Here is a 21037-nt window from a genome sequence, read left to right on the forward strand (position 1 = left end):
CTTTATCATTTAAAAACTAAACGCCAACCCCTGTCCCATCACGTATATCATCTACATTGAGATGAACGTAGTGTAAGCTACTTTTAATATCCGTATGACCCATAAAAGCCATCAGTTTATGTGCATTAAATCCCTTCAAACTCACTAACCTAGAAGCCACTGTATGGCGTAATACGTATAGTCCGTGAGTGTTGCTTTCTCCCTTATATCCTAAATGGTTTCTTACAGCCCACCACATACGATTTGCTGTGTCATGGTTTAGATGAGTTATAGGGCACTTGTTTAATGGTAGGTCTTTGCAGTTGTCATAAGCCCCTTGAGATACCCAGTAGTAAGCCATACGAAGCACTTGGTCGTCTTTTGTTTCAGTAAAGAGTTTGCGTGCCTCTATTTTACTTACGCTCTTAGCTATTTCTAAGCGTTGCTTTATGGTTTTAAAGATTTCTATATAAGGTAGAATGGAATTTTTATATGAAAAAAGGAAGATTAGTAAAAACTAGGCATCATCTTTTTTAAATGAAAAAAGTAAAATTTGTATTAACTCTTGGCAAAATATTTCATAGAAATATAAATGAGAATTCTCACCTACTATTGTTTTATGGATTATTAGTATAAATTTAAAAATGCAGGAGGGGCGAATGCCCCTAATTATTATTTTAAAGTTTGGATGTATTCAGCTACTGCTTTTGCATCTTCGTCGCTCATTGGAGTAGCGATTGGTTTCATCATAGCGCCAAGACCAAATTTATTTGCTCCTGTTTTATAACCCTTTAGTGCCTCTTCGATAGCTGCTGCATCAAGAGATGTTAAAGCTGGAACTTTATTATTAAACATTTTTTCAGCTTTTGCGCCATGACAGGCGATGCATTTTTTGTAGATAGCAGCACCATCTGCAGCAAAGGCAGCAGTTGAAATTAGAGCCGCAACGCTAGAAACAATTAGTAATTTTTTCATTTTTCATCCTTTGTAAAAAAGTTTATGCATTATAGTACAAAAAGGTAAATTCGCAAGAAGCTAGTTAAAATATTTTGGCTATAATCACCAAATGAATAAAAATGAGCCTATTAAAGCACTTTTTCTGGATAGAGACGGCGTAATAAACGAAGATGCTGGATATGTTTACGAGATAAAAGATTTTAAATTTATCGATGGTATTTTTGACGCATTGAGAGAATTTAGCGATGCTGACTATAAGATCTTTGTCGTGACAAACCAATCAGGTATCGGCAGGGGCTACTACACGCAGGAGCAGTTTGACGCTCTAAACAAATTTATGTTAGAAAGCTTTCAAAAAGAGCAAATTTTTATCACCAAAGTTTACTTTTGCCCACACGCTCCAGAGGCGGATTGCACCTGCAGAAAACCAAATCCAAAGATGATACTTGATGCCTGCAAAGAATTTAACATAAACCTTAAAAACTCGCTCATGATAGGCGATAAGCCAAGTGACGTCGAGGCTGGTAAAAGGGCAGGTGTTGGTAGAAATTTCTTGCTCGATGAGATAAATTTTAAAGATGTAAGAGATGTTTTAAATAAGCTAAAAAAGGAAAAATCACTATGAATTTAAATGGAAAAAAGATAGTTATAACTGGCGGTGCTGGCTTTATCGGCTCAGCCTTGGCGCATTATTTTGATGAAAATTACAAAGACGCTCACGTGCTTGTCGTGGATAAATTTAGAAACGACGAGACATTTAGCAATGGTAACTTAAAAAGCTTTGGTCATTTTAAAAATTTACTTGGCTTTAAAGGTGAAATTTACGCTGGCGATATCAATGATAAGAGCACACTTGAGAAGATAAAGAGCTTTGCTCCAGATGTCATCTACCACGAAGCAGCGATCTCTGACACCACTGTAAAAGAGCAAGACGAGCTAATAAAAACAAATGTAAATGCCTTTGTAAATTTGCTTGATATCTGCGAGAGTTTGGGCGCAAAGATGATCTACGCTAGCTCAGGGGCGACTTACGGCAACGCAAAGAGCCCACAAACAGTTGGCGAGTGCGAAGCGCCAAATAACGTCTATGGCTTTAGCAAGCTAAACATGGATAATATCAATAAAATTTACGCAAAGCGCGGCGTGAGCGTGGTTGGACTGAGGTATTTTAACGTCTTTGGTAAGGGCGAGTTTTTCAAAAATAAAACTGCCTCGATGGTGCTTCAGTTTGGACTTCAAATTTTAGCTGGCAAGACCCCAAGGCTCTTTGAGGGCAGCGACCAGATCAAACGCGACTTTGTCTATATAAAAGATATCATTGACGCAAATATAAAAGCACTTGACGCGCCAAGTGGCGTCTATAACGCGGCTACTGGCAAGGCTAGAAGCTTTCAAGATATCGCTGACATCTTGCAGCGCGAGATCGGCGTAAATTTAGGCAACGAATATATCAAAAATCCATTTATCGGCTCATATCAGTTTCACACCGAGGCCGACGTTGCCCCAGCTCGCGAAGCATTTGGCTTTAGCGCGACTTGGAGCTTGGAAGAGGCGATAAAAGACTACTTACCAGAGATAAAGAGAATTTATAAGGAAGAGCTAAATGGCTAAGAGAGTTAAAATTTTAGTTGTCGGCGATCTCATGTTAGATCACTATATCTGGGGTAGCTGCGACCGTATCTCGCCAGAAGCGCCAGTGCAGGTTGTAAAGATAAATAACGAAACCTACACGCTTGGTGGCGCTGGCAACGTGGTGAGAAATTTGCTCTCACTTGGCGCAAACGTGAGCGTGGCTAGCGTTTTGGGAGATGATGAGGCTGGCAAAAAGATAAAAGAGAGGCTTGCTGAGCTAAACGTAAAAGATGAGCTCATACTCACCGAAAAAGGGCGTGAAAGCTCAATAAAAAGCCGTATCATGGCATCGCACCAGCAAGTTGTCAGGATCGATAAAGAGAGCGTTGTCAAGATAAATTTAGAAGATGAGCTCATCTTAAAAGTAAAAGAAAATCTTGCAAATTTTAAAGCCGTCTTGTTAAGCGACTACGGCAAGGGCGTGCTTAGCGAAAAGGTCTGCCAAGAGATCATAAACGAGTGCACAAGACTAAATATCCCAGTGCTTATCGATCCAAAAGGCAGTGACTACTCAAAATACAAAAACGCGACCCTTCTAACGCCAAATAAAAAAGAGGCGAGCGAGGCTACAAATTTAAAGATAAAAGACAAGGCCGAGCTTGAAAAGGCGATAAAACAGCTAAAAGACGAGCTAAATTTGACCTATTCGATCATCACAATCTCAGAAGAGGGTATCGCGCTATATGATGACAAATTGCACATCTTTGCCGCTAAGGCAAAAGAGGTCTTTGATGTCACTGGCGCTGGAGATACGGTGCTTGCCACACTTGGCTACATGCTAGCAACTGGGGCTGACATAAAAGAGGCGATAAAGATAGCAAACCTCGCAGCAGCCGTCGTAGTGGCAAAGATAGGTAGTGCAACGGCTAGCTTTAGCGAGATCGAGCAGCTGCTAAATAGCTCGTTTGGGGCAAATTTCGAGCATAAGCTTAAAACTGTTGAAGAGTTAGAAGAAATTTTAAGTCAAAAGGATAAGAAAAAGGTTGTTTTCACAAATGGCTGCTTTGATATCTTGCACGCTGGGCACGTAAAATACCTAGCGCGCGCAAGGGAGCTTGGCGATCTTTTGGTTGTCGGGCTAAACTCAGACGCTTCAGTTAAGAGGCTAAAAGGCGAGGCTAGACCTATAAACTCGCAAGATGATAGAGCCTGCGTGCTAAGTGGGCTTGGGTTTGTCGATTATGTCGTGATATTTGATGAGGATACGCCATTAAATTTAATAACAAAGATAAAGCCTGACGTGCTTGTAAAAGGGGCTGACTACAAGGGCAAAGAGGTCGTTGGCAGCGAGATCGTAAAAGAGGTCAGGCTGATTGACTTTGTCGAGGGCAAAAGCACAACAGGGATAATAAAAAGGATAAAAGATGCTAAAAACGATGATAAAAAATGAGCTTGAGGCTCACCAAAAGACCTTTAGCGAGCATGTAAATTTGCTAGGTAACTTGGAGCGTGCTTGCCAGATGGTGGCTGATACACTAAAAAATGGCAAAAAGGTGCTGATATGTGGCAACGGTGGCTCTGCAGCGGACGCTCAGCACTTTGCAGCCGAGCTAACTGGCAGATATAAAAGCGAGCGCCAGCCACTACCTGGCATCGCGCTAACCACTGATACTTCGGCACTTACGGCCATTGGCAACGACTACGGCTTTGACTATGTCTTTTCACGTCAGTTTGAGGCTTTAGCGCAGTCTGGCGACTTACTCGTGGCGATCTCAACAAGTGGCAACAGCAAAAATGTACTTGAAGCTATAAAAAGTGCCAAGAAAATGGGCACATCGGTACTTGGGCTTAGCGGCAAAGGCGGTGGTGCTATGAATGAGGGCTGCGATCTAAATTTAGTCGTTAGCTCAAGCGATACCGCAAGGATACAAGAGTCGCACATATTTTTTATTCACACGATCTGCCAGGCCGTAGATGAGGCTTTTAGGAGCTAAGATGCAAGAAGCGATGGATAAATTTTTAAGTGATCCAAGCCAGCAAAATGAGATAAATTTGATATCGGTTTTAAAAAAGGCTACTTTTTTTGCTCCGGTGCTTTTAAACCAAGCGCTTGCAAAGCCTGATGGTGGCGTAGTTTATGAGGAGGAGGGCTCAAATATCAAATTTATCCTTCTTGAAGATGAGGGCGAGAAGCTTAGTTATTTTCCAGCATTTACTAGCAAAGAGGCGATGAAGCTTTGGCGAAACGATAGCGAGCAAGAAAGCATTGAAATAGGGCTAAAAGAGTATCTTGCGATGCTAAAAGAAAGCAGCTACGCTGGAGTCGTGGTTGATGCTTTTAGCTATGATTTTATTCTTAAAAAAGAGCAGATAGCAAGAATTTTAGACTAAAATTTTCATCGCACTATTGCCAAAGTCGCTGATTTGCTATTTAGCAAGTTTTTATTAATTTTAAGCTAAAATCAGCCAAGCTAAATTTAAGGAAAAAAATGAAAGACAATCTACTTGAATTAACTCAAGATATCGCTTCAGTTGATATCGAAGAGTCTATAAAAACTAGCTATCTTGACTACTCCATGAGTGTCATCGTCGGACGTGCTTTGCCTGATGCTAGAGACGGATTAAAGCCAGTTCACAGAAGAATTTTATACGCTATGGACAATCTTGGCGTTGGCAGCAGAAGTGCCTATATGAAGTCGGCTCGTATCGTCGGTGAAGTCATCGGTAAGTATCACCCGCACGGCGACACAGCGGTTTATGACGCACTTGTTCGTATGGCTCAGAAATTTTCTATGCGTTATCCAGTCGTTGACGGACAAGGAAACTTTGGTTCAATAGACGGCGACAGCGCTGCTGCTATGCGTTATACGGAAGCTAGAATGACAATGCTTACCGAAGAGCTTTTAAAAGATATCGACAAAGACACGGTTGATTTTGTGCCAAACTACGATGATAGAGAGGTTGAGCCAGACGTACTTCCAAGCCGTGTGCCAAATTTATTATTAAACGGATCAAGCGGTATCGCTGTTGGTATGGCGACAAATATCCCGCCACACAGTCTTGATGAGCTAATAGACGGTCTTTTGCTACTTCTTGAAAACAAAGATGCGACACTTGAAGAGGTAATGGAATTTATAAAAGGTCCAGACTTTCCAACTGGTGGTATCATCTTTGGTAAAAAAGGCATCATAGAGGCCTACCGCACAGGTCGTGGCAGGGTCAAACTAAGAGCCAAAACTCACATAGAAAAAAAGCCAAACAAAGACGTCATCGTCATCGACGAGCTACCATATCAAACAAATAAAGCAAGGCTTATCGAGCAGATCGCTGAGCTTGTAAAAGATAAGCAGATAGATGGCATCAGTGAGGTTAGAGATGAGTCTGACAAGGACGGCATCCGCGTCGTCATCGAGCTAAAACGTGACGCGATGAGCGATATCGTGCTAAACAATCTCTTTAAATCAACCACGATGGAGAGCACTTTTGGCGTTATTATGCTTGCTATCAATAACAAAGAGCCAAAGGTATTTAACCTTATCGAGCTACTTAAGCTATTTTTAAATCACAGAAAAACCGTTATCATTAGAAGGACGATATTTGAGCTTGAAAAAGCGCGCGCAAGAGCCCACATCTTAGAGGGTCTAAAGATCGCACTTGATAACATCGACGAGGTGATAGAGCTTATTAGAAATAGTGCTGATACGGCGGTTGCTAGAGAAGGCTTGATGAGTAAATTTAACCTCTCAGAGCTTCAAGCAAACGCTATCCTTGATATGCGTCTAAGCAAGCTTACAGGTCTAGAGAGAGAAAAACTAGAGGTCGAGCTAGCTGAGCTTATGGCCGAGATCGCAAGGCTTGATGAAATTTTAAAGAGCGAGACATTGCTTGAAAATTTGATCAAAGAAGAGCTTCTTGAGATCAAAAATAAATTTAAAGTACCAAGAGTTACTGAGATCGTTGATGACTACGATGACATCGATATCGAAGATCTCATACCAAATGAAAATATGGTCGTAACCATAACTCACCGCGGCTACATCAAGCGTGTGCCAAGCAAGCAGTATGAGAAGCAAAAACGCGGTGGCAAGGGCAAAGTAGCGGTCACGACATACGATGATGACTTTATAGAGAGCTTCTTTACTTCAAATACCCACGATACGCTTATGTTTGTGACTGACCGCGGACAGCTCTACTGGCTAAAAGTCTATAAGATCCCAGAGGGAAGTCGCACGGCAAAGGGCAAAGCGGTTGTAAATTTGATCCAGTTGCAGCCTGATGAGAAGATCAAAGCGATCATCCCAACGACTGACTTTGACGAGAGTAAATCGCTAGCATTCTTTACTAAAAACGGCATCGTAAAACGCACAAATTTAAGTGAGTTTAAAAACATCCGCTCAGTTGGCGTAAGGGCTATAAGCCTTGATGAAAACGACGAGCTAGTAACTGCGCTCATCGCTCAAACATACGATGATATGCCAGTGACTGACCCAGAAAATGAGCTAAGCGTTGAGACCGAGGTGCTTGAAGTTGAAGAGCTTCAAAACGAGATCGACGAAGATAATGTAAATGCCGAAGAGGACGCAAACTCAGGCGATGAGACAATGCTATTTGTCGTTACTAAAAAAGGCATGTGTCTTAAATTTAAGATCAGCAAGGTTCGCCAAATGGGAAGAACTGCACGCGGCGTAACTGGCATTAAATTTAAAGAGCCAGGCGATGAGGTCGTAGGTGCAGCAGTAATTGAAAGCAATGATCAAGAAATTTTAAGCATATCTCAAAAAGGTATCGGCAAGCGCACAACCGCTGATGAGTACCGCTTGACAAACCGCGGCGGCAAAGGCGTCATCTGCATGAAGCTAACAAGTAGAACAGGCGATCTCGTGGGCGTTGTGATGGTTGATGAAGAGCAAGATCTTATGGCTCTAACATCAAGTGGTAAGATGATAAGAGTCGATATGCAAAGCATCCGCAAAGCAGGACGTAACACAAGTGGTGTGATCGTCGTAAATGTCGATGGCGATGATGTTGTAAGTATCGCAAGATGCCCTAAGGCAGATGATGGCGAGGATGAGGAAGAAGCACCAAGCGAAGATATGGGGCTTTTGGAATAAATTTTGCTATTAAATTTTAAATAAAAGCATAAAAAAGGTTGTTTATGAAGGTTAAAAATTTATCTTTTGCTTTGATGGTCGCTATTTTTAGCGGTTGCTCATTTAACGGCTTTATGGGCGAGCCAACTAGCACATCAAACCGCAACGTAGTCATCCAAAAGGTCGATAAAGACGATCTTAGAGAGGTGATGAGAAAAGAGAAGATGATATATGATAGCGCTCCAAAAGAGACCACTTTTAGAGCCACAGGCGAGGGCATAGCTCCGCTAAATTCGCTCTCTTATGCTCAGTCAGTCACTCTTGCAAAAAGAGCAGCTATGGCTGATGCTTATTCGCAGCTTGCTGGTAAGCTTTATGGCGTAAAGATCAATGCTGAAGACACCGTAAGAGACGCGATGCTAAACGACTCATCTATCACTTCAAAGGTTCAAGGCCTTGTTAAAAACGCAAGGATCGTGAATGAAAATTTCAAAGACGGGCTTTATAAGGTAAATATGGAGCTTAAGATAGACGAAGATAAGTGGCGAGAAGTCTTTTCTTACTAACAATACTTTTAAATTTCGCCTTTTGCCTGGAGGAGTTTATCTTCTGGGCGAAGGTCGATACAAAAAACCAAATAGTTGCCTTTGAGGAAATTTCATTTTCAAAGGCGATGACTTTAACATCAAATCCAAAACCAAAATTTCTTTGCCAGATAGATGCTTTTAAAGATGAAAACACCACAACTCTTGGCTTTTTAAATTTACACAAAGATGAAATTTTTGACTGCTTTGCCTTAAAAAAAGTGATGATAAAAAATGAGCTTAATGTCAAAAATGCACAGGTCACAAACGCTTCAAATTTGAAAATTTTGCCAGTTAGATTTATGGTGGAATTTAAGCCAAAATCCGCTATCATCGGCACACTTCAATAAAAAGAGATCAAATGAATATCGTCATAGTAGAAGATGACATCAATATGCGAAAGTCGCTTGAGATCGCACTTGGCGAGTATGAAGAGCTAAACATCAAGAGCTATAAAAGCGCAGTTGAGGCTCTAAAAAAGCTAAGTGACGACACTGATCTAATAATCACCGACATAAACATGCCAAAGATGGACGGACTTGAGTTTATTAAAGAGCTAAACGGCAAATTTGATGTCATCATAATGACTGGAAACGCCACACTTAACAAGGCGATAGAAAGCGTTAGGCTCGGCGTAAAAGACTTTTTAACCAAGCCGTTTGACGTCTCGACGCTATATGAAGCGATAAAAAGGGTCGAGCTTCTTAAGCAAAAAACTCCAAAAACTATAAAAAAAATAGAAACAAAAAGCAAAAATAACAGCTTTTTAGCCACTTCAAAGGCGCTAGAAGCCACGCTAAATATCGCGCTAAAAGCCGCAAGGACTGACGCTTCAATAATGCTTAGTGGCGAAAGTGGCGTTGGCAAGGAGGTCTTTGCTAAATTTATCCACGCAAACTCACCTAGAAAAGATGCAGCATTTGTCGCTTTAAATATGGCAGCGATCCCTGAAAATTTGATAGAAAGTGAGCTTTTTGGCTTTGAAAAGGGCGCCTTTACTGACGCTGCAACTACCAAAAAAGGGCAGTTTGAGCTGGCAAATGGCGGAACGCTATTTTTAGATGAGATCGGCGAGATGCCTATAAATTTACAGCCAAAATTGCTTCGTGCCTTACAGGAGCGCGAGATAACAAGGCTTGGCGCTACAAAGAGCGAAAAGATAGATGTTCGCATCATCTGCGCTACAAACGCAAATTTAGAGCTTGCGATGAGGGAGGGCAGGTTTAGAGAGGATCTTTTCTACCGTCTAAACACGATCCCGCTTTTTATACCGCCACTTCGCGAGCGAAAGGATGAAATTTTACCTATCGCGCAGGATACTTTAGAGAAGTGTTGTAAAGAGTATGGCTTTAAGGCTAAAAATTTCTCAAAAACAGCAAAAGAAGAGCTTTTGAGCTACGACTATCCAGGCAACATAAGAGAGCTCATCTCAGTCGTGCAGCGTGCAGCGATACTAAGTGAGGACGATGAAATTTTGCCAAATGATCTATTTTTACAAGCCAGAAGCAAAAAATAGCCATAAATTTAAGTAAAATTACGAAAATTAAAAAAGATAAGGAGAGCAGATGAGAAAATTTAACGTAGCAGTCGTTGGTGCTACTGGAGCGGTCGGCGAAGAGCTTTTTAGGGTGATGGAAGAGGTTGATTTCCCAGTTGGAGAGCTTTTGCCGCTTGCTAGCGCAAAAAGTGCTGGTAGCGAGATCGAATTTAATGGCAAATATTACAAAGTAAAAGAGCTAACCGAAAAGGTTTTTAGCGAGCACGAGATAGATATAGCTTTTTTTAGTGCGGGCGGTTCAGTTTCAGAAAAATTTGCCAAATTTGCAGCTGATAGTGGCGCAGTAGTTATCGATAACACCAGCCATTTTAGAATGGATAAAGATATCCCGCTAGTTGTGCCAGAGTGTAATCCAAGTGATATAGCTATGTGGAAAAATCGCGGTATCATCGCAAATCCAAACTGCTCAACCATCCAAATGGTGCAAATTTTAAAACCACTAAACGACGCTTTTAGTATCAACAGAGTTGATGTCTCTACTTACCAAGCAGCAAGCGGTGCTGGCAAAGAGGGTATGGAAGAGCTTGTCGTTCAGATGCAAAAATTCTTTGAGTTTAAGCTTGATGAGTGCGAGCCAAAGGTGTTTGCGCACCGCCTAGCACTAAATGTGATCCCACACATCGACGTCTTTTTGGATAACGACTACACAAAAGAAGAGATGAAAATGGTCAATGAAACGCAAAAAATTCTTCACAAAGATATCGAAGTGAGCGCTACCTGTGTGCGTGTGCCAGTGCTTAGGAGCCACTCTGAGGCGATCACTATCCACTTTGATAAAGATGTGAGCGCAGATGCAGCAAGAGAAATTTTAAGCAAAGCCCCAAGCGTCGTTGTAGTCGATAATCCAGCAAATAAAGAGTATCCGATGCCTATCATTTCAAGCGATACAAATGAGACTTATGTCGGTAGGATCAGAGTTGATAATTACAGACCTAATGTTCTTCATCTTTGGTGTAGTGCTGATCAGATCCGCGTAGGGGCTGCGACAAATGCCGTCAGGATCGCACAAAAGTGGATCGCGATGCAAGAGTAAATAAAAAGGATTTTTATTGCGTAAGATATTTGAAAAAATTTTACTTGCAAGCAACAGCTTTACACTTTTTCCAGTAGTTTTTGGACTTTTAGGCGCGATCGTGCTTTTTATCATCGCAAGTTACGACGTCGGCAAAGTACTTCTAGAGGTTTATAAATATTTCTTTGCTGCAGATTTTCACGTTGAAAATTTCCACTCAGAAGTTGTCGGTGAGATAGTTGGAGCGATCGATCTATACTTAATGGCACTTGTTCTTTATATATTTAGCTTCGGAATTTATGAGCTTTTCATCTCAGAGATCACACAGCTAAAGCAGTCAAAGCAGAGTAAGGTGCTTGAAGTGCATTCGCTTGATGAGCTAAAAGACAAGCTTGGCAAAGTGATCGTCATGGTCTTAATCGTAAATTTCTTCCAAAGGGTGCTTCACGCAAACTTTACAACACCGCTTGAGATGGCTTATCTTGCGGCTTCTATCCTAGCGCTTTGTCTTGGACTTTATTTCCTTCACAAGGGAGATCACTAAAATTTTAAGCGTTTTTACGCTTAAAATTTCTCCTACATCTTTTCTTTAGCTATTTTTAGGTAATATCCCTTTAAAAATTTAAAGGAAATTTAATGATTTTTATAGACGCTTGTCTTAAAAAACCTACCCCTTATACGCCTGTTTGGATGATGCGCCAAGCTGGCAGATATTTGCCAGAGTATATGCGAGTACGCGCGCAAGCAGGGGATTTTTTATCTCTTTGCAAAGACTACAAAAAGGCTAGCGAAGTTACGCTTCAACCAGTTGAAATTCTTGGCGTTGATGCGGCGATTTTGTTTAGCGATATCCTTGTCGTACCTCTTGAAATGGGCATGGATCTACGTTTTGAAAAGGGCGAAGGGCCAGTTTTTAGTGAGCCTTTGCGTGATGAGGCCACACTTGATGCGCTTAGTATCGAAAGATCGGTTAAAGGCTTAGCATACGTCTATGACACGATAAAGCTTACAAGAGAAAATTTGGCTAAAGATAAGGCGCTCATTGGTTTTTGTGGCGCGCCGTGGACGATAGTTACATATATGATAGAGGGTGGCGGCAGCAAAAACTATGCGGTCTGCAAAAAAATGCTCTATCAAAATCCAGAATTTTTACATCAAATTTTAGAAAAAGTGACGCAAGCTCTCATCTTTTACGTGAAAGAGCAGATAAAAGCTGGCGTAAATGCCGTGCAAATTTTTGACAGCTGGGCGGCTGCGCTTGAGGAGCAGGCTTATTTTGAGTTTGGATTTAACTACATAAACAAAATAGTTGATAGCGTCAAGGCTGAATTTCCAGAGATCCCGATCATCGTTTTTCCAAAAGGTATAAGCGGCTATCTGGATAAAATTTCAGGTAAATTTGACGTTTTTGGCGTTGATTGGAGCACGCCAATTGAGCTAGCAAAAGAAAAACTTAGCCCAAGATACGTCCTTCAAGGCAACATGGAGCCAACAAGGCTTTATAGCAAAAAGGCGATAGATGAAGGTGTGGATAAAATTTTAAGCACTATGAAAGGTGTGCCACATATTTTCAATCTTGGTCATGGAATTTTGCCTGATGTGCCAGTTGAGAATGCAAAATATTTTATAAAACAGGTACAGACAAAAAGTGCAAGGTAGCAAGCCTTGCATCGTCTTTGGACCGATAAATTCTCGCCGTTTTGGCATGAGCCTTGGCATCGATCTAAGCCCTAAACAAAAATCATGTAATTTTGACTGTGTTTATTGCGAGCTAAGTGGCGCAAAGACTGTTGAAACAATAGAAAATCCGCCAAGCGTTGATGAGATCATAAGCGATTTAAAAGAAGCATTAAAAACTCATCAAAATATCGACGTCATCACGCTTACAGCAAATGGCGAACCAACTCTTTACCCGTACTTAAAAGAGCTGATAGCAAAAGTAAATGAGCTAAAAGGTAGCGCAAAAACACTTATTTTGAGTAATGGCTCAGGCGTGTGTGATCCAAAAATTTGTGAAGCGCTACATGGGCTTGATATAGTTAAATTTAGCCTGGATAGCGCAGTGCAAAGCACATTTAAAAAGATAGACCGCAACAAAAGCGGTATAGAAGTTAGCGAGCTCATAAAAGCAATGGCTAAATTTCGTAAGGAATTTAGGGGCGAACTTGTGCTTGAAATTTTGGTTGTGGCTGGATTTAACGACAAAGAAGAGGAATTTATAGCACTCAATGTGGCGATAAATGAGATAGCTCCGCACCGAGTGGATATTGGCACGATAGATCGTCCGCCAGCTTACAATGTAAAGGGTGTAGACGCCAAAAAGCTAGAGGAGCTAGCCAAGCAGATAAGTGGCGTACCGGTTAATATAGCTAAGGCTCACAAAATAGAGCAAAAGTATAACTTTAGTGAGGATGAAATTTTAGAAATGCTAAGGCGTCGTCCGCAAACTATTGCAAATGTTGAAGAGAATTTCTCAGAACACTCAAAGCAAATTTTAAACAAGCTCTTGCAACAAGATGTGGTTTATCTAGCCGATGTTGCTGGGGTAAAATTTTACAAACTAAGAGCATAAATGAAAAGAATCCTTACAATACAAGATATCTCGTGCGTTGGCAAATGCTCCCTTACCATTGCACTTCCAATAATTAGCGCTCAAGGCATTGAGGCGTGCATATTGCCTACTGCACTACTTTCGACTCATACTGGCTTTAAAAATTTCACATTTCGTGATCTGACTGATGAATTTGACGCAATAACACGAGTATGGCACAAAGAAAATATCGCATTTGATGGAATTTATACCGGATTTTTAGGTAGCTTTAGTCAGCTTGAGCTGATAGAGAAAATTTTTAATGAGTTTAATGACTCTACTTCACTAATACTTGTAGATCCTTGCATGGGCGACAATGGCAAGCTCTATCACGGATTTGATGAAAAATTTGTTATGAAAATGCGTGAGCTTTGCACAAAGGCTCACGTCATCACGCCAAACATAACTGAAGCAAGCTTTATGTGTGGGATGCCGTTTTTTGGCAGTGACTATACGCAAGATTATATTTTAGAGTTGCTTGAAGGCTTAGCTAGCTTTGGAGCTAGAAAGATCGTGCTAAAGGGCATTAGATATAAACAAAATGAATGTGGCATCATAGCTTACGACGCAAAGACAAAAGAGAAAGTAGAGTATTTCCATGAATTTTTACCATTTCACACGAGTGGAACTGGAGATATATTTGCTTCAGTGCTTTTTGGCTCGCTAGTAAATGGCAAAACGATAGAAACTGCTATAAAAAAGGCGGCAAATTTTGTGCTCAGTAGCATTAAAATCACGCTAAAAGATAAGAACCGCACATGGTATGGTGTGCAGTTTGAAAAGGTACTTGGTACTCTTGCGAAATAGGCGGGCAAACTACTTATTTAAAATCTTTAATAACACAACGATATGGCAAAGATTTATATCTTTGCTCGCTGTTAGAAGTGCTATATCGCCATGCTCTTTTTCTAGTTTTTTTAACATTTTAAAGCAAGATTGCGCTTTTTCATTATCAAGCTCGAGCTCAAATTTTTCGCAAAACTCATCAAATCTAGCTTCTCTATCTTCATGAAACCACTCTCTTAAAATAGTGCTTGGTGTGATATCTTTTAACCAAAGGAAATTTGAAAATATTTCTTTTTTTATTCCTCTTGGATAGAGTCTATCAACAAAAGCCGCCTTCATATCCAAACTATCATCTTTGATAAAATCATAAATTCTATAAGCTTTAAACATGTTGTGATTGTAATCCTATAACGTTTATAAATAAAAAAATATTCTTAGTTATCTTATATTTTTTATACTTGTTTAAATTTTAAGGTTTGTAAAATCAAAGCTCAAATTTTTGATTGTGGCGATAAGAATTAAACTAGGGCTAGAAAATAGTCCTAAAAAGAATAAATTTAAATTAAAGCTCGTTTCGATAAAATCCCAACATAAAAATCACTAAAAAGGTTATCATTATGAGAGGCTATAAAATTTTCTCAGGAACGGCTAATATTGAGCTTTCAAAGAAAATTTCGCAATATCTTTCACTTCCTCTTAGCGAGGCAAGCATAAAAAGATTTAGCGATGGAGAGATCAGCGTGCAAATCGGCGAGAGCGTGCGCGGAAAAGATGTTTTTGTCATTCAGCCAACATGTGCACCGACAAATACAAATTTAATGGAGCTACTTATCTTAACTGACGCTTTAAGACGTAGTAGTGCAAGCTCTATAACAGCGATTGTGCCGTATTTTGGCTACGCTAGACAAGACAGAAAAGCAGCTCCTAGAGTACCGATCACTGCAAAGCTAGTGGCAAACATGATGCAAACAGCAGGTATCGATAGAGTCGTCACTATGGATCTTCACGCAGGACAAATTCAAGGATTCTTTGATATTCCGGTTGATAACCTTTATGGAAGCATCATTTTTAATGACTACGTAAGAGCTAAAAATCTACCAAATCCAATCGTTGCAAGCCCTGATGTAGGCGGCGTGGCTCGTGCTAGAGCCTTGGCTAAAAATCTAAATCTTGACATGGTTATTGTTGATAAACGCCGCGAAAAAGCAAACGAGAGCGAAGTGATGAATATAATTGGCGACGTAAATGGCAAAGATGTGATTTTGGTTGATGATATGATCGATACAGCCGGTACGATCGTAAAAGCAGCTGAAATTTTTAAAGAGCGTGGCGCAACTAGCGTTATGGCATTTTGTACGCATCCAGTCCTTAGTGGACCAGCTTACGATAGGTTAAAACTGGGCTTTTTAGATGAGCTAGTGGTAACAGATACGATACCTTTAGCAGAGGAGCTTCCTTGTATAAAAGTGCTAAGTGCTGCTTCTTTATTTGGCGAAGTGATACGCCGTGTATATCACAATGAAAGCGTAAATAGCTTATTTTAATTGATTTTGGCTTTTGTTTGGAGTGCTTCAGGCAAAAGCCAAATCTTTAAATGCTTATTAGAATTTAATTTTGATAAATCAAAATTTATAGCAAAAAGATAGCCTCTATTTATAGCTGGAATTTTTAAAATTCTAGCCTTCTCTTTAAAAATTTTTGGCATTATGGCTTTGCAAAATGGAGTTACTAAAAGGTAAGTGTCTGCGTATCCGACAGCTATCTTGCCACTTAGTACCACGCTTGTTTGCTTTGCTAAATTTGCACTTAGCTCTTCTTTTTGCGCTTTGCTTAGAAGCACGTTTAGCTCTTTTGCCGCCATATCAACGCCTCGTATCGCATTACTATCATTTTTTATGATAAAAATTTCATCACTTATTTTTGTGATATTTGGCATTAAAATTTGTCTATCGGCTTCTAAAAACTCAAAGCTCTTTTGCACGCCAATAAAATATCTATCTAAAAATGGCTCACTAAAATTTAGCCTCATGAAGCTTCTTTTTAACTCGCCTTTTAAATTTGTCTCATCGACAAAATAGCGCAAACCTCGCTCATCAAGATAGTTTTGAAGCTCTTTTTTGCGTAAATTTAAAAGCGGCCTAACTAGCCAAAAGTGCTTTCTTTTTTCAAGCTCGCTCATGCCAAAGAGCTCTTTTAGTCCAGCACCCTTACTAAGCTGCATCAAAAACCACTCAAATTTATCATCAAACTGATGCGCTAGGATCAAATTTTCATAGCCAAATTTTTGGCAAATTTCTCCAAAAAACTCATATCTTACCTCGCGCGCATTTTTTTCAAAATTTGACTTATCTAAAAAAACGCTTTTTGTATAAATTTTTTTACCAAATTTATCTGCGAGTTCTTTTGCACTTTCTATTTCGCTTTTACTTTGCTCTCGAACATTGTAATCAACCATCGCTAGATCAAATTTGATCCCAGCCTCTTCTAAAATATAAAAAAGTGCGGTGCTGTCTATACCGTGCGAGAATGCAAACAGGTTTGCACCTAAGTTTAGCCTCTCTCGCACATTTTGACTTATCATTTTGCTTTTTTGATGATTTTAGTGATCAGCTTTTGATCGACCACGTCAGTGACCTCGCAGAGGTAGAGCGAGCCGATCTCAAGCTCTTTTACATCGCTCTCGTTTATTAAAATTTCTCCGTCTATATCTTTATCCCAGATATCTTTTTTGGCTGCGTAAAACATCTCGCCCTCGCTGCTTTCGCCCTCAAGAGAAGCATAAATTTGCTTACCAATCTCTTTTTGCAAGCTCTCATTTATCGATTTTTTGGTGATCTTTTCTATCTTGTTTAGTCTTTTTGAAATAATTTTGGCTGGGATTTGCTTCATTTCAAAAGATGCCGTATCTTCCTCTTTTGAGTAGGCAAAGGCTGAAATTCTATCAAATTTAAACTCTTCTAAAAATTCGCAAAGCTCCTCAAAATCCTCCTCACTCTCTCCTGGATGACCCACGATGACACCAGTTCGTAAAAACGAATTTTCGGCATCTCTCATTAAATTTAAAAGCTCTTTTATCTTTTTAGCGCCACTTCCACGCTTCATTATCTTTAGCATGTCTTCGCTGATATGCTGAATCGGCATGTCAAAGTAGTTGTGAAAGATAGGCGAGGCGATGATACGCTCAATTAGCTCCTTACTAGTCGTGCTTGGATAGAGATAAAGTATCCTGGCACTCCTTACGCCCTTTATCTTTTCTATCTCATCTATTAAATTTATAAGCCCGTCGTTAACGCCTTGATCGCGCATATATGAGCTTGAGTCCTGAGATAAAAAGCTAAAGTCGTAGTAGCCTTTTTTGACTAGATTTTTAACCTCATTTACGATGTTTTCAAGTGAGCGTGATTTTAGTTTGCCTTTAAAAGTTGGAATGGCACAAAAGCTGCATTTTTGGTTACAGCCCTCTGAAATTTTGATGTAGGCGTGGTAGTTTGAGCCAGTTATCACACGCTCTTCATTTGCTTGTAGATAAGTTTGTGGGCTAAATAAATTTTGCTTTTTTAAGATGATCTCATCGATCTTGTCATAGTCAGCCACACCGGTAAAGAGATCAACCTCTGGTAGCTCTTTCATGAGTTCGTCTTTGTAGCGCTGCATAAGACAGCCAGTTACTACTAGTAAAGAGCCATTTTTACGTGCTTCGTGCATCTCAAGTATGGTTTGTATGCTCTCTTCTTTGGCGGATTTGATAAAGCCACAGGTATTTACGATGATAACGTCAGCGTCACTGATGTCATCGGTAATATCGTAGTTTTGCAATCTACCAAGCATGATCTCAGAATCAACTAAATTTTTGTTACAGCCAAGTGAAATTAAGTGAAGCTTTGGCATTTTTATATCCAGATATTGTCTATTAGTCTAGTTTTGCCAACACAAGCTGCTACTAAAATGATGGTGTTATTTTTTTCTATTTTGGAAATTTCATTTAAATTTCTATCCGTAATTGCGACATAATCAACCTTTAACGGCTCTAGCACTTCAAGCATCTTTGTTTTGATCTCGCTTGCGTCCTCTTCGCCGTTTTGGATCAAATTTTGTGCTTTATTTAGCGATCTTGAAAGCCTTAGAGCATTACATTTATCTTCGTCACAGATATAGACGTTTCTACTTGAAAGTGCAAGTCCGTCTGGCTCTCTAACGATATCGCAAGCCACTAGCTCGATGTTTAGGAAAAATGTCTTTATCATATTTTGCACGATGATTAGTTGTTGTGTGTCTTTTTTGCCCATGTAAACACTATTTGCACGAGTTAGGCGAAATAGCTTGTTTAGCACTCTTAATACGCCGTCAAAGTGTCCAGGCCTAGTTTTGCCCTCTAAGATGGCTGAAAATTTCTTTGGAGCAACGATTAGAGGTTCATCTTCAAAGTAAAGCTCACCAGCATCTGGGATAAAGATAGCGCTAACGCCGTTTTGCTCGCAAATTTTAATGTCGTTTTGCTCATTTCTTGGGTATTTGTCTAGATCTTCGCCTGGTAAAAATTGAGTTGGATTAACGAATGTTGAGACGATACTTATCTCATTTTCGTTCACGCATTTTTTAATAAGGCTAACGTGTCCGTCATGAAGTGCGCCCATGGTCGGCACAAAACCGATCTTTGCGCTTGTGCTAGAGACGAAATTTTCAAGTTCCTTTATAGTTCTTATGATTTGCATTTTTGACTCTTTTTGTTTGAAATTTTAACTTGGCATTTTAACAAAAAAGGATTAAAAGGGCGTAAATTTAAAAATGTAAGCAACTTTTGGCTAAAATCGCCAAAAATTTTTGGAGAAAAACTTGGATAGTTACGAATACAACGAGCTTTTAAAGAAGCTACAAACAAAAGTTGAAAACATAGGCTCTATCGTAAAGCCTGACGAGATAAAGGCTAGACTAAAAGAGATCGAGGCCACCGAGCAAGACCCTGATTTTTGGCAAGATATCGCTAAGGCTGGTGCTTTAAATAAGGAAAAAACTAAGATTTCAAATATGCTTGCAAAATTTAACGATGCTAATCAGGCAGTAAGTGATGCAAAGGAGCTTTTTGAGCTAGCAAATTCTGAAAATGACGAAGAGACTATAAATTCTCTCTTTGATGACGCTAAAAATTTAGATGAAAAGATAGTAAATCTTGAAATTTCTATGCTTTTAAGTGGCGAAGATGATGGCAAAAACGCGATCGTATCGATCCATCCTGGAGCTGGTGGCACTGAGAGTAATGACTGGGCGAGTATGCTTTATAGGATGTATCTTAGATTTTGTGAGCGTGAGGGCTTTAAGGTCGAGACTCTTGACTTTCAAGAGGGCGAAGAGGCTGGGCTAAAGGACGTGAGCTTTATAGTAAAAGGTGAAAATGCCTATGGGTACTTTAAAGCAGAAAATGGTATCCACAGGCTCGTTCGCACAAGCCCATTTGATAGCGCAGGGCGCCGTCATACAAGCTTTTCTAGCGTCATGGTAAGCCCTGAGATAGATGATGACATAGAGATCGAGATCGAGGAAAAAGATCTAAAGATAGATACTTATAGAGCCAGTGGCGCAGGCGGTCAGCACGTAAACAAGACTGAATCTGCCATTCGCATCACGCACATACCAACTGGCATCGTCGTGCAGTGCCAAAATGACCGCAGCCAGCACAAAAATAGAGCCACAGCGATGAAAATGCTAAAATCACGCCTTTACGAGCTTGAGCTAATGAAACAACAAGAGGCGAGCAACAGCGTCGAAAAGAGCGAGATCGGCTGGGGTCATCAGGTAAGATCATACGTGCTTTTCCCATATCAGCAAGTAAAAGACAACCGCAGCGGCGAGGCATACTCACAGACTGATGCGATACTTGATGGTGACATCAAAAAGATGATAGAAGGCGTCTTGATCGCTCAAAAGGCTGAGGCGTAATAAATTTACAAAAAGAGATGGGAGCTAAAATTTCATCTCTTTTAGCTTTGTGCAGGCTTCTTCTTTGCCTTTAAAGCAAGCCTCATCAAGATAAATTCTAGCTTTTTTATAGTCATTTTTGCCTAGATAGATAAGCCCTAGATCGTAGCTAGCCTCGCTTGAGCCAAGGCTTGTAGCTTTTTCATAAAAATATATCGCTTTTTCTAAATTTTTATTGACCCCAAGGCCGTATTCGTATATATATCCAGCACTTCTTAGTCCGTCTATGTTGCCGTATCTGCCAGCTGTCTCAAACCAAAAAAGTGCCCTTAAGATATCCTTGCTAAAGCCTTTGCCGTCACGAAAGCAAATGCCAGTTTGCTGCATGGCTAGAACATTTCCATCTTTTGCGTAGTCGTAAAATCTCTTGCAAGCTTTTGGATAGTTACCTTCATTGTATAGATATATAGCATCTGCTATTTGTTCGACCTCTGGATCAAGTGGTGGCTCGCTAAGGCCAAAATTTTGTGAAATTTGATCTAATGAACATCCCCAAAATAGCAAAACACTAAACACAAAAATGATAAATTTTTTCATATTTGTCCTTGAAAATTTAGGCGATTTTATCCAATTTTATCTTATAATGCCCGAAAATTTTAAGCAAAAGGAACGATATGGATCATAATGCACTTTTAATCCAGCTTGGCTATAACGTCAATGAAACGACCACTGCTCAAATGTGTAGAATTTTAAACAATACTGATGGTCTTTTGCCAAAGAGCATAATTGAACTAAATGATCATTTAAAGCCACACCTTTGTTTTGTGGCGATGAGTGGAAGTGAAGATAGACTAAAGATAAAAAATGTAGCTACCGTTAATGAAATAAAAGAGCGAGTTGATGAAATCATAAAAAACTGGGCTAATAAATATAAAATGGAGCTAAAAAAGATAAATGAAACAACTTACTATGTAATTGGAAAGATAAGGGACTGAA

At 39.9% G+C, this 21037-nt stretch carries 24 protein-coding genes; 17 read left to right on the forward strand and 7 right to left on the reverse strand.

Annotated elements, in window-relative coordinates:
- Positions 1-16: 16 nt before the first annotated feature.
- Together CVT17_RS09555 and CVT17_RS04185 are read right to left on the reverse strand one after the other, a co-directional pair.
- On the reverse strand, positions 17-340 hold the full coding sequence (locus tag CVT17_RS09555; protein WP_431188778.1) for a tyrosine-type recombinase/integrase: 324 nt from the start codon (positions 338-340) through the stop codon (positions 17-19).
- A gap of 311 nt (positions 341-651) precedes the next feature.
- Positions 652-954, reverse strand: coding sequence for a c-type cytochrome (locus CVT17_RS04185; RefSeq protein WP_107770434.1), 303 nt, complete (start codon positions 952-954; stop codon positions 652-654).
- Positions 955-1045: 91 nt separating this feature from the next.
- Between CVT17_RS04185 and gmhB the strand changes: the two genes are divergently transcribed.
- The 14 genes from gmhB to CVT17_RS04255 all read left to right on the forward strand — a co-directional run bounded on the left by gmhB (position 1046) and on the right by CVT17_RS04255 (position 14149).
- Positions 1046-1561: a D-glycero-beta-D-manno-heptose 1,7-bisphosphate 7-phosphatase gene (gmhB, locus tag CVT17_RS04190; RefSeq protein WP_107858669.1), complete on the forward strand. Its 516-nt coding sequence runs from the start codon at positions 1046-1048 to the stop codon at positions 1559-1561.
- Complete coding sequence (rfaD, locus tag CVT17_RS04195) at positions 1558-2547, forward strand: ADP-glyceromanno-heptose 6-epimerase (RefSeq protein ID WP_107770432.1); 990 nt, start codon at positions 1558-1560, stop codon at positions 2545-2547. The genes gmhB and rfaD overlap by 4 nt, the downstream gene beginning before the upstream one ends.
- Positions 2540-3958, forward strand: coding sequence for a D-glycero-beta-D-manno-heptose-7-phosphate kinase (rfaE1, locus tag CVT17_RS04200; protein WP_107858668.1), 1419 nt, complete (start codon positions 2540-2542; stop codon positions 3956-3958). The genes rfaD and rfaE1 overlap by 8 nt, the downstream gene beginning before the upstream one ends.
- Positions 3933-4502, forward strand: a complete 570-nt coding sequence (gene gmhA, locus CVT17_RS04205; protein WP_107858667.1) for a D-sedoheptulose 7-phosphate isomerase — start codon at positions 3933-3935, stop codon at positions 4500-4502. The genes rfaE1 and gmhA overlap by 26 nt, the downstream gene beginning before the upstream one ends.
- A 1-nt stretch (position 4503) precedes the next feature.
- Positions 4504-4899, forward strand: coding sequence for an SseB family protein (locus tag CVT17_RS04210; RefSeq protein WP_084108090.1), 396 nt, complete (start codon positions 4504-4506; stop codon positions 4897-4899).
- Positions 4900-4997: 98 nt separating this feature from the next.
- Complete coding sequence (gene gyrA / locus CVT17_RS04215; protein ID WP_107858666.1) at positions 4998-7619, forward strand: DNA gyrase subunit A; 2622 nt, start codon at positions 4998-5000, stop codon at positions 7617-7619.
- 44 nt (positions 7620-7663) lie between these two features.
- The gene (locus CVT17_RS04220; RefSeq protein ID WP_087576955.1) at positions 7664-8164 is read left to right on the forward strand and encodes an LPP20 family lipoprotein; all 501 of its coding nucleotides are present in this window, start codon (positions 7664-7666) and stop codon (positions 8162-8164) included.
- Positions 8140-8532 carry a hypothetical protein gene (locus CVT17_RS04225; RefSeq protein WP_103628293.1) on the forward strand — a complete coding sequence of 131 codons (393 nt, stop codon included), beginning with the start codon at positions 8140-8142 and terminating at the stop codon, positions 8530-8532. The genes CVT17_RS04220 and CVT17_RS04225 overlap by 25 nt, the downstream gene beginning before the upstream one ends.
- Positions 8533-8543: 11 nt before the next feature.
- Positions 8544-9698, forward strand: coding sequence for a sigma-54-dependent transcriptional regulator (locus tag CVT17_RS04230; RefSeq protein ID WP_107776187.1), 1155 nt, complete (start codon positions 8544-8546; stop codon positions 9696-9698).
- A 49-nt stretch (positions 9699-9747) separates the two neighbouring features.
- Positions 9748-10773 (forward strand): aspartate-semialdehyde dehydrogenase, encoded by a 1026-nt coding sequence (locus tag CVT17_RS04235; protein WP_021090917.1) that lies wholly within the window; start codon positions 9748-9750, stop codon positions 10771-10773.
- Positions 10774-10789: 16 nt separating this feature from the next.
- Positions 10790-11296, forward strand: a complete 507-nt coding sequence (locus tag CVT17_RS04240; RefSeq protein ID WP_087578735.1) for a YqhA family protein — start codon at positions 10790-10792, stop codon at positions 11294-11296.
- A 92-nt stretch (positions 11297-11388) separates the two neighbouring features.
- A complete protein-coding gene (gene hemE / locus CVT17_RS04245; protein ID WP_107858665.1) occupies positions 11389-12411 on the forward strand; it encodes a uroporphyrinogen decarboxylase in 1023 nt (340 codons plus the stop codon).
- 46 nt (positions 12412-12457) lie between these two features.
- Positions 12458-13324 (forward strand): radical SAM protein, encoded by an 867-nt coding sequence (locus CVT17_RS04250; protein WP_107858710.1) that lies wholly within the window; start codon positions 12458-12460, stop codon positions 13322-13324.
- Positions 13325-14149 (forward strand): pyridoxamine kinase, encoded by an 825-nt coding sequence (locus CVT17_RS04255; RefSeq protein WP_107858664.1) that lies wholly within the window; start codon positions 13325-13327, stop codon positions 14147-14149.
- Positions 14150-14158: 9 nt separating this feature from the next.
- On the opposite strand, the gene CVT17_RS04260 is transcribed toward CVT17_RS04255, so the two are convergent.
- Entirely contained in the window at positions 14159-14518 is a 360-nt protein-coding gene (locus tag CVT17_RS04260; protein ID WP_107770426.1) for a DUF488 domain-containing protein, read from the reverse strand.
- A 227-nt stretch (positions 14519-14745) separates the two neighbouring features.
- On the opposite strand from CVT17_RS04260, the gene CVT17_RS04265 reads away from it, so the two are divergent.
- Positions 14746-15672, forward strand: a complete 927-nt coding sequence (locus CVT17_RS04265) for a ribose-phosphate pyrophosphokinase (protein ID WP_021090753.1) — start codon at positions 14746-14748, stop codon at positions 15670-15672.
- On the opposite strand, the gene tilS is transcribed toward CVT17_RS04265, so the two are convergent.
- Genes tilS through panC form a run of 3 tightly spaced genes read right to left on the reverse strand, consistent with a single transcriptional unit; the run spans position 15669 to position 18840 of the window.
- Positions 15669-16709, reverse strand: a complete 1041-nt coding sequence (gene tilS / locus CVT17_RS04270; protein WP_107770425.1) for a tRNA lysidine(34) synthetase TilS — start codon at positions 16707-16709, stop codon at positions 15669-15671. The genes CVT17_RS04265 and tilS overlap by 4 nt on opposite strands.
- On the reverse strand, positions 16706-18016 hold the full coding sequence (gene rimO, locus CVT17_RS04275; protein WP_107770424.1) for a 30S ribosomal protein S12 methylthiotransferase RimO: 1311 nt from the start codon (positions 18014-18016) through the stop codon (positions 16706-16708). Before rimO ends, tilS begins: the two co-directional genes overlap by 4 nt.
- A gap of 2 nt (positions 18017-18018) precedes the next feature.
- The gene (panC, locus tag CVT17_RS04280) at positions 18019-18840 is read right to left on the reverse strand and encodes a pantoate--beta-alanine ligase (protein WP_107770423.1); all 822 of its coding nucleotides are present in this window, start codon (positions 18838-18840) and stop codon (positions 18019-18021) included.
- 121 nt (positions 18841-18961) lie between these two features.
- Here panC and prfB point away from each other — a divergent pair, with 121 nt between their 5' ends.
- A complete protein-coding gene (prfB, locus tag CVT17_RS04285) occupies positions 18962-20062 on the forward strand; it encodes a peptide chain release factor 2 (protein WP_107770422.1) in 1101 nt (366 codons plus the stop codon).
- Between the two features lie 24 nt (positions 20063-20086).
- Here the strand turns inward: prfB and CVT17_RS04290 are convergent, their stop codons facing one another.
- Positions 20087-20638 (reverse strand): tetratricopeptide repeat protein, encoded by a 552-nt coding sequence (locus CVT17_RS04290; protein WP_087578743.1) that lies wholly within the window; start codon positions 20636-20638, stop codon positions 20087-20089.
- A gap of 77 nt (positions 20639-20715) precedes the next feature.
- Between CVT17_RS04290 and CVT17_RS04295 the strand changes: the two genes are divergently transcribed.
- Positions 20716-21036 carry a type II secretion system protein gene (locus tag CVT17_RS04295; protein WP_103560313.1) on the forward strand — a complete coding sequence of 107 codons (321 nt, stop codon included), beginning with the start codon at positions 20716-20718 and terminating at the stop codon, positions 21034-21036.
- Position 21037 lies beyond the last annotated feature (1 nt).

The sequence above is a fragment of the Campylobacter concisus genome (assembly GCF_003048775.2).
In the GTDB taxonomy this organism is placed as follows: Bacteria; Campylobacterota; Campylobacteria; order Campylobacterales; family Campylobacteraceae; genus Campylobacter_A; species Campylobacter_A concisus_I.

Bases quoted from the DNA above. Each gene is read 5' to 3' on its own strand.
- CVT17_RS09555 (WP_431188778.1), bottom strand. From the start codon at position 340: ATGGCTTACTACTGGGTATCTCAAGGGGCTTATGACAACTGCAAAGAC.
- CVT17_RS04185 (WP_107770434.1), bottom strand. From the start codon at position 954: ATGAAAAAATTACTAATTGTTTCTAGCGTTGCGGCTCTAATTTCAACT.
- gmhB (WP_107858669.1), top strand. From the start codon at position 1,046: ATGAATAAAAATGAGCCTATTAAAGCACTTTTTCTGGATAGAGACGGC.
- rfaD (WP_107770432.1), top strand. From the start codon at position 1,558: ATGAATTTAAATGGAAAAAAGATAGTTATAACTGGCGGTGCTGGCTTT.
- rfaE1 (WP_107858668.1), top strand. From the start codon at position 2,540: ATGGCTAAGAGAGTTAAAATTTTAGTTGTCGGCGATCTCATGTTAGAT.
- gmhA (WP_107858667.1), top strand. From the start codon at position 3,933: ATGCTAAAAACGATGATAAAAAATGAGCTTGAGGCTCACCAAAAGACC.
- CVT17_RS04210 (WP_084108090.1), top strand. From the start codon at position 4,504: ATGCAAGAAGCGATGGATAAATTTTTAAGTGATCCAAGCCAGCAAAAT.
- gyrA (WP_107858666.1), top strand. From the start codon at position 4,998: ATGAAAGACAATCTACTTGAATTAACTCAAGATATCGCTTCAGTTGAT.
- CVT17_RS04220 (WP_087576955.1), top strand. From the start codon at position 7,664: ATGAAGGTTAAAAATTTATCTTTTGCTTTGATGGTCGCTATTTTTAGC.
- CVT17_RS04230 (WP_107776187.1), top strand. From the start codon at position 8,544: ATGAATATCGTCATAGTAGAAGATGACATCAATATGCGAAAGTCGCTT.
- CVT17_RS04235 (WP_021090917.1), top strand. From the start codon at position 9,748: ATGAGAAAATTTAACGTAGCAGTCGTTGGTGCTACTGGAGCGGTCGGC.
- hemE (WP_107858665.1), top strand. From the start codon at position 11,389: ATGATTTTTATAGACGCTTGTCTTAAAAAACCTACCCCTTATACGCCT.
- CVT17_RS04250 (WP_107858710.1), top strand. From the start codon at position 12,458: ATGAGCCTTGGCATCGATCTAAGCCCTAAACAAAAATCATGTAATTTT.
- CVT17_RS04255 (WP_107858664.1), top strand. From the start codon at position 13,325: ATGAAAAGAATCCTTACAATACAAGATATCTCGTGCGTTGGCAAATGC.
- CVT17_RS04260 (WP_107770426.1), bottom strand. From the start codon at position 14,518: ATGTTTAAAGCTTATAGAATTTATGATTTTATCAAAGATGATAGTTTG.
- CVT17_RS04265 (WP_021090753.1), top strand. From the start codon at position 14,746: ATGAGAGGCTATAAAATTTTCTCAGGAACGGCTAATATTGAGCTTTCA.
- tilS (WP_107770425.1), bottom strand. From the start codon at position 16,709: ATGATAAGTCAAAATGTGCGAGAGAGGCTAAACTTAGGTGCAAACCTG.
- rimO (WP_107770424.1), bottom strand. From the start codon at position 18,016: ATGCCAAAGCTTCACTTAATTTCACTTGGCTGTAACAAAAATTTAGTT.
- panC (WP_107770423.1), bottom strand. From the start codon at position 18,840: ATGCAAATCATAAGAACTATAAAGGAACTTGAAAATTTCGTCTCTAGC.
- CVT17_RS04290 (WP_087578743.1), bottom strand. From the start codon at position 20,638: ATGAAAAAATTTATCATTTTTGTGTTTAGTGTTTTGCTATTTTGGGGA.
- CVT17_RS04295 (WP_103560313.1), top strand. From the start codon at position 20,716: ATGGATCATAATGCACTTTTAATCCAGCTTGGCTATAACGTCAATGAA.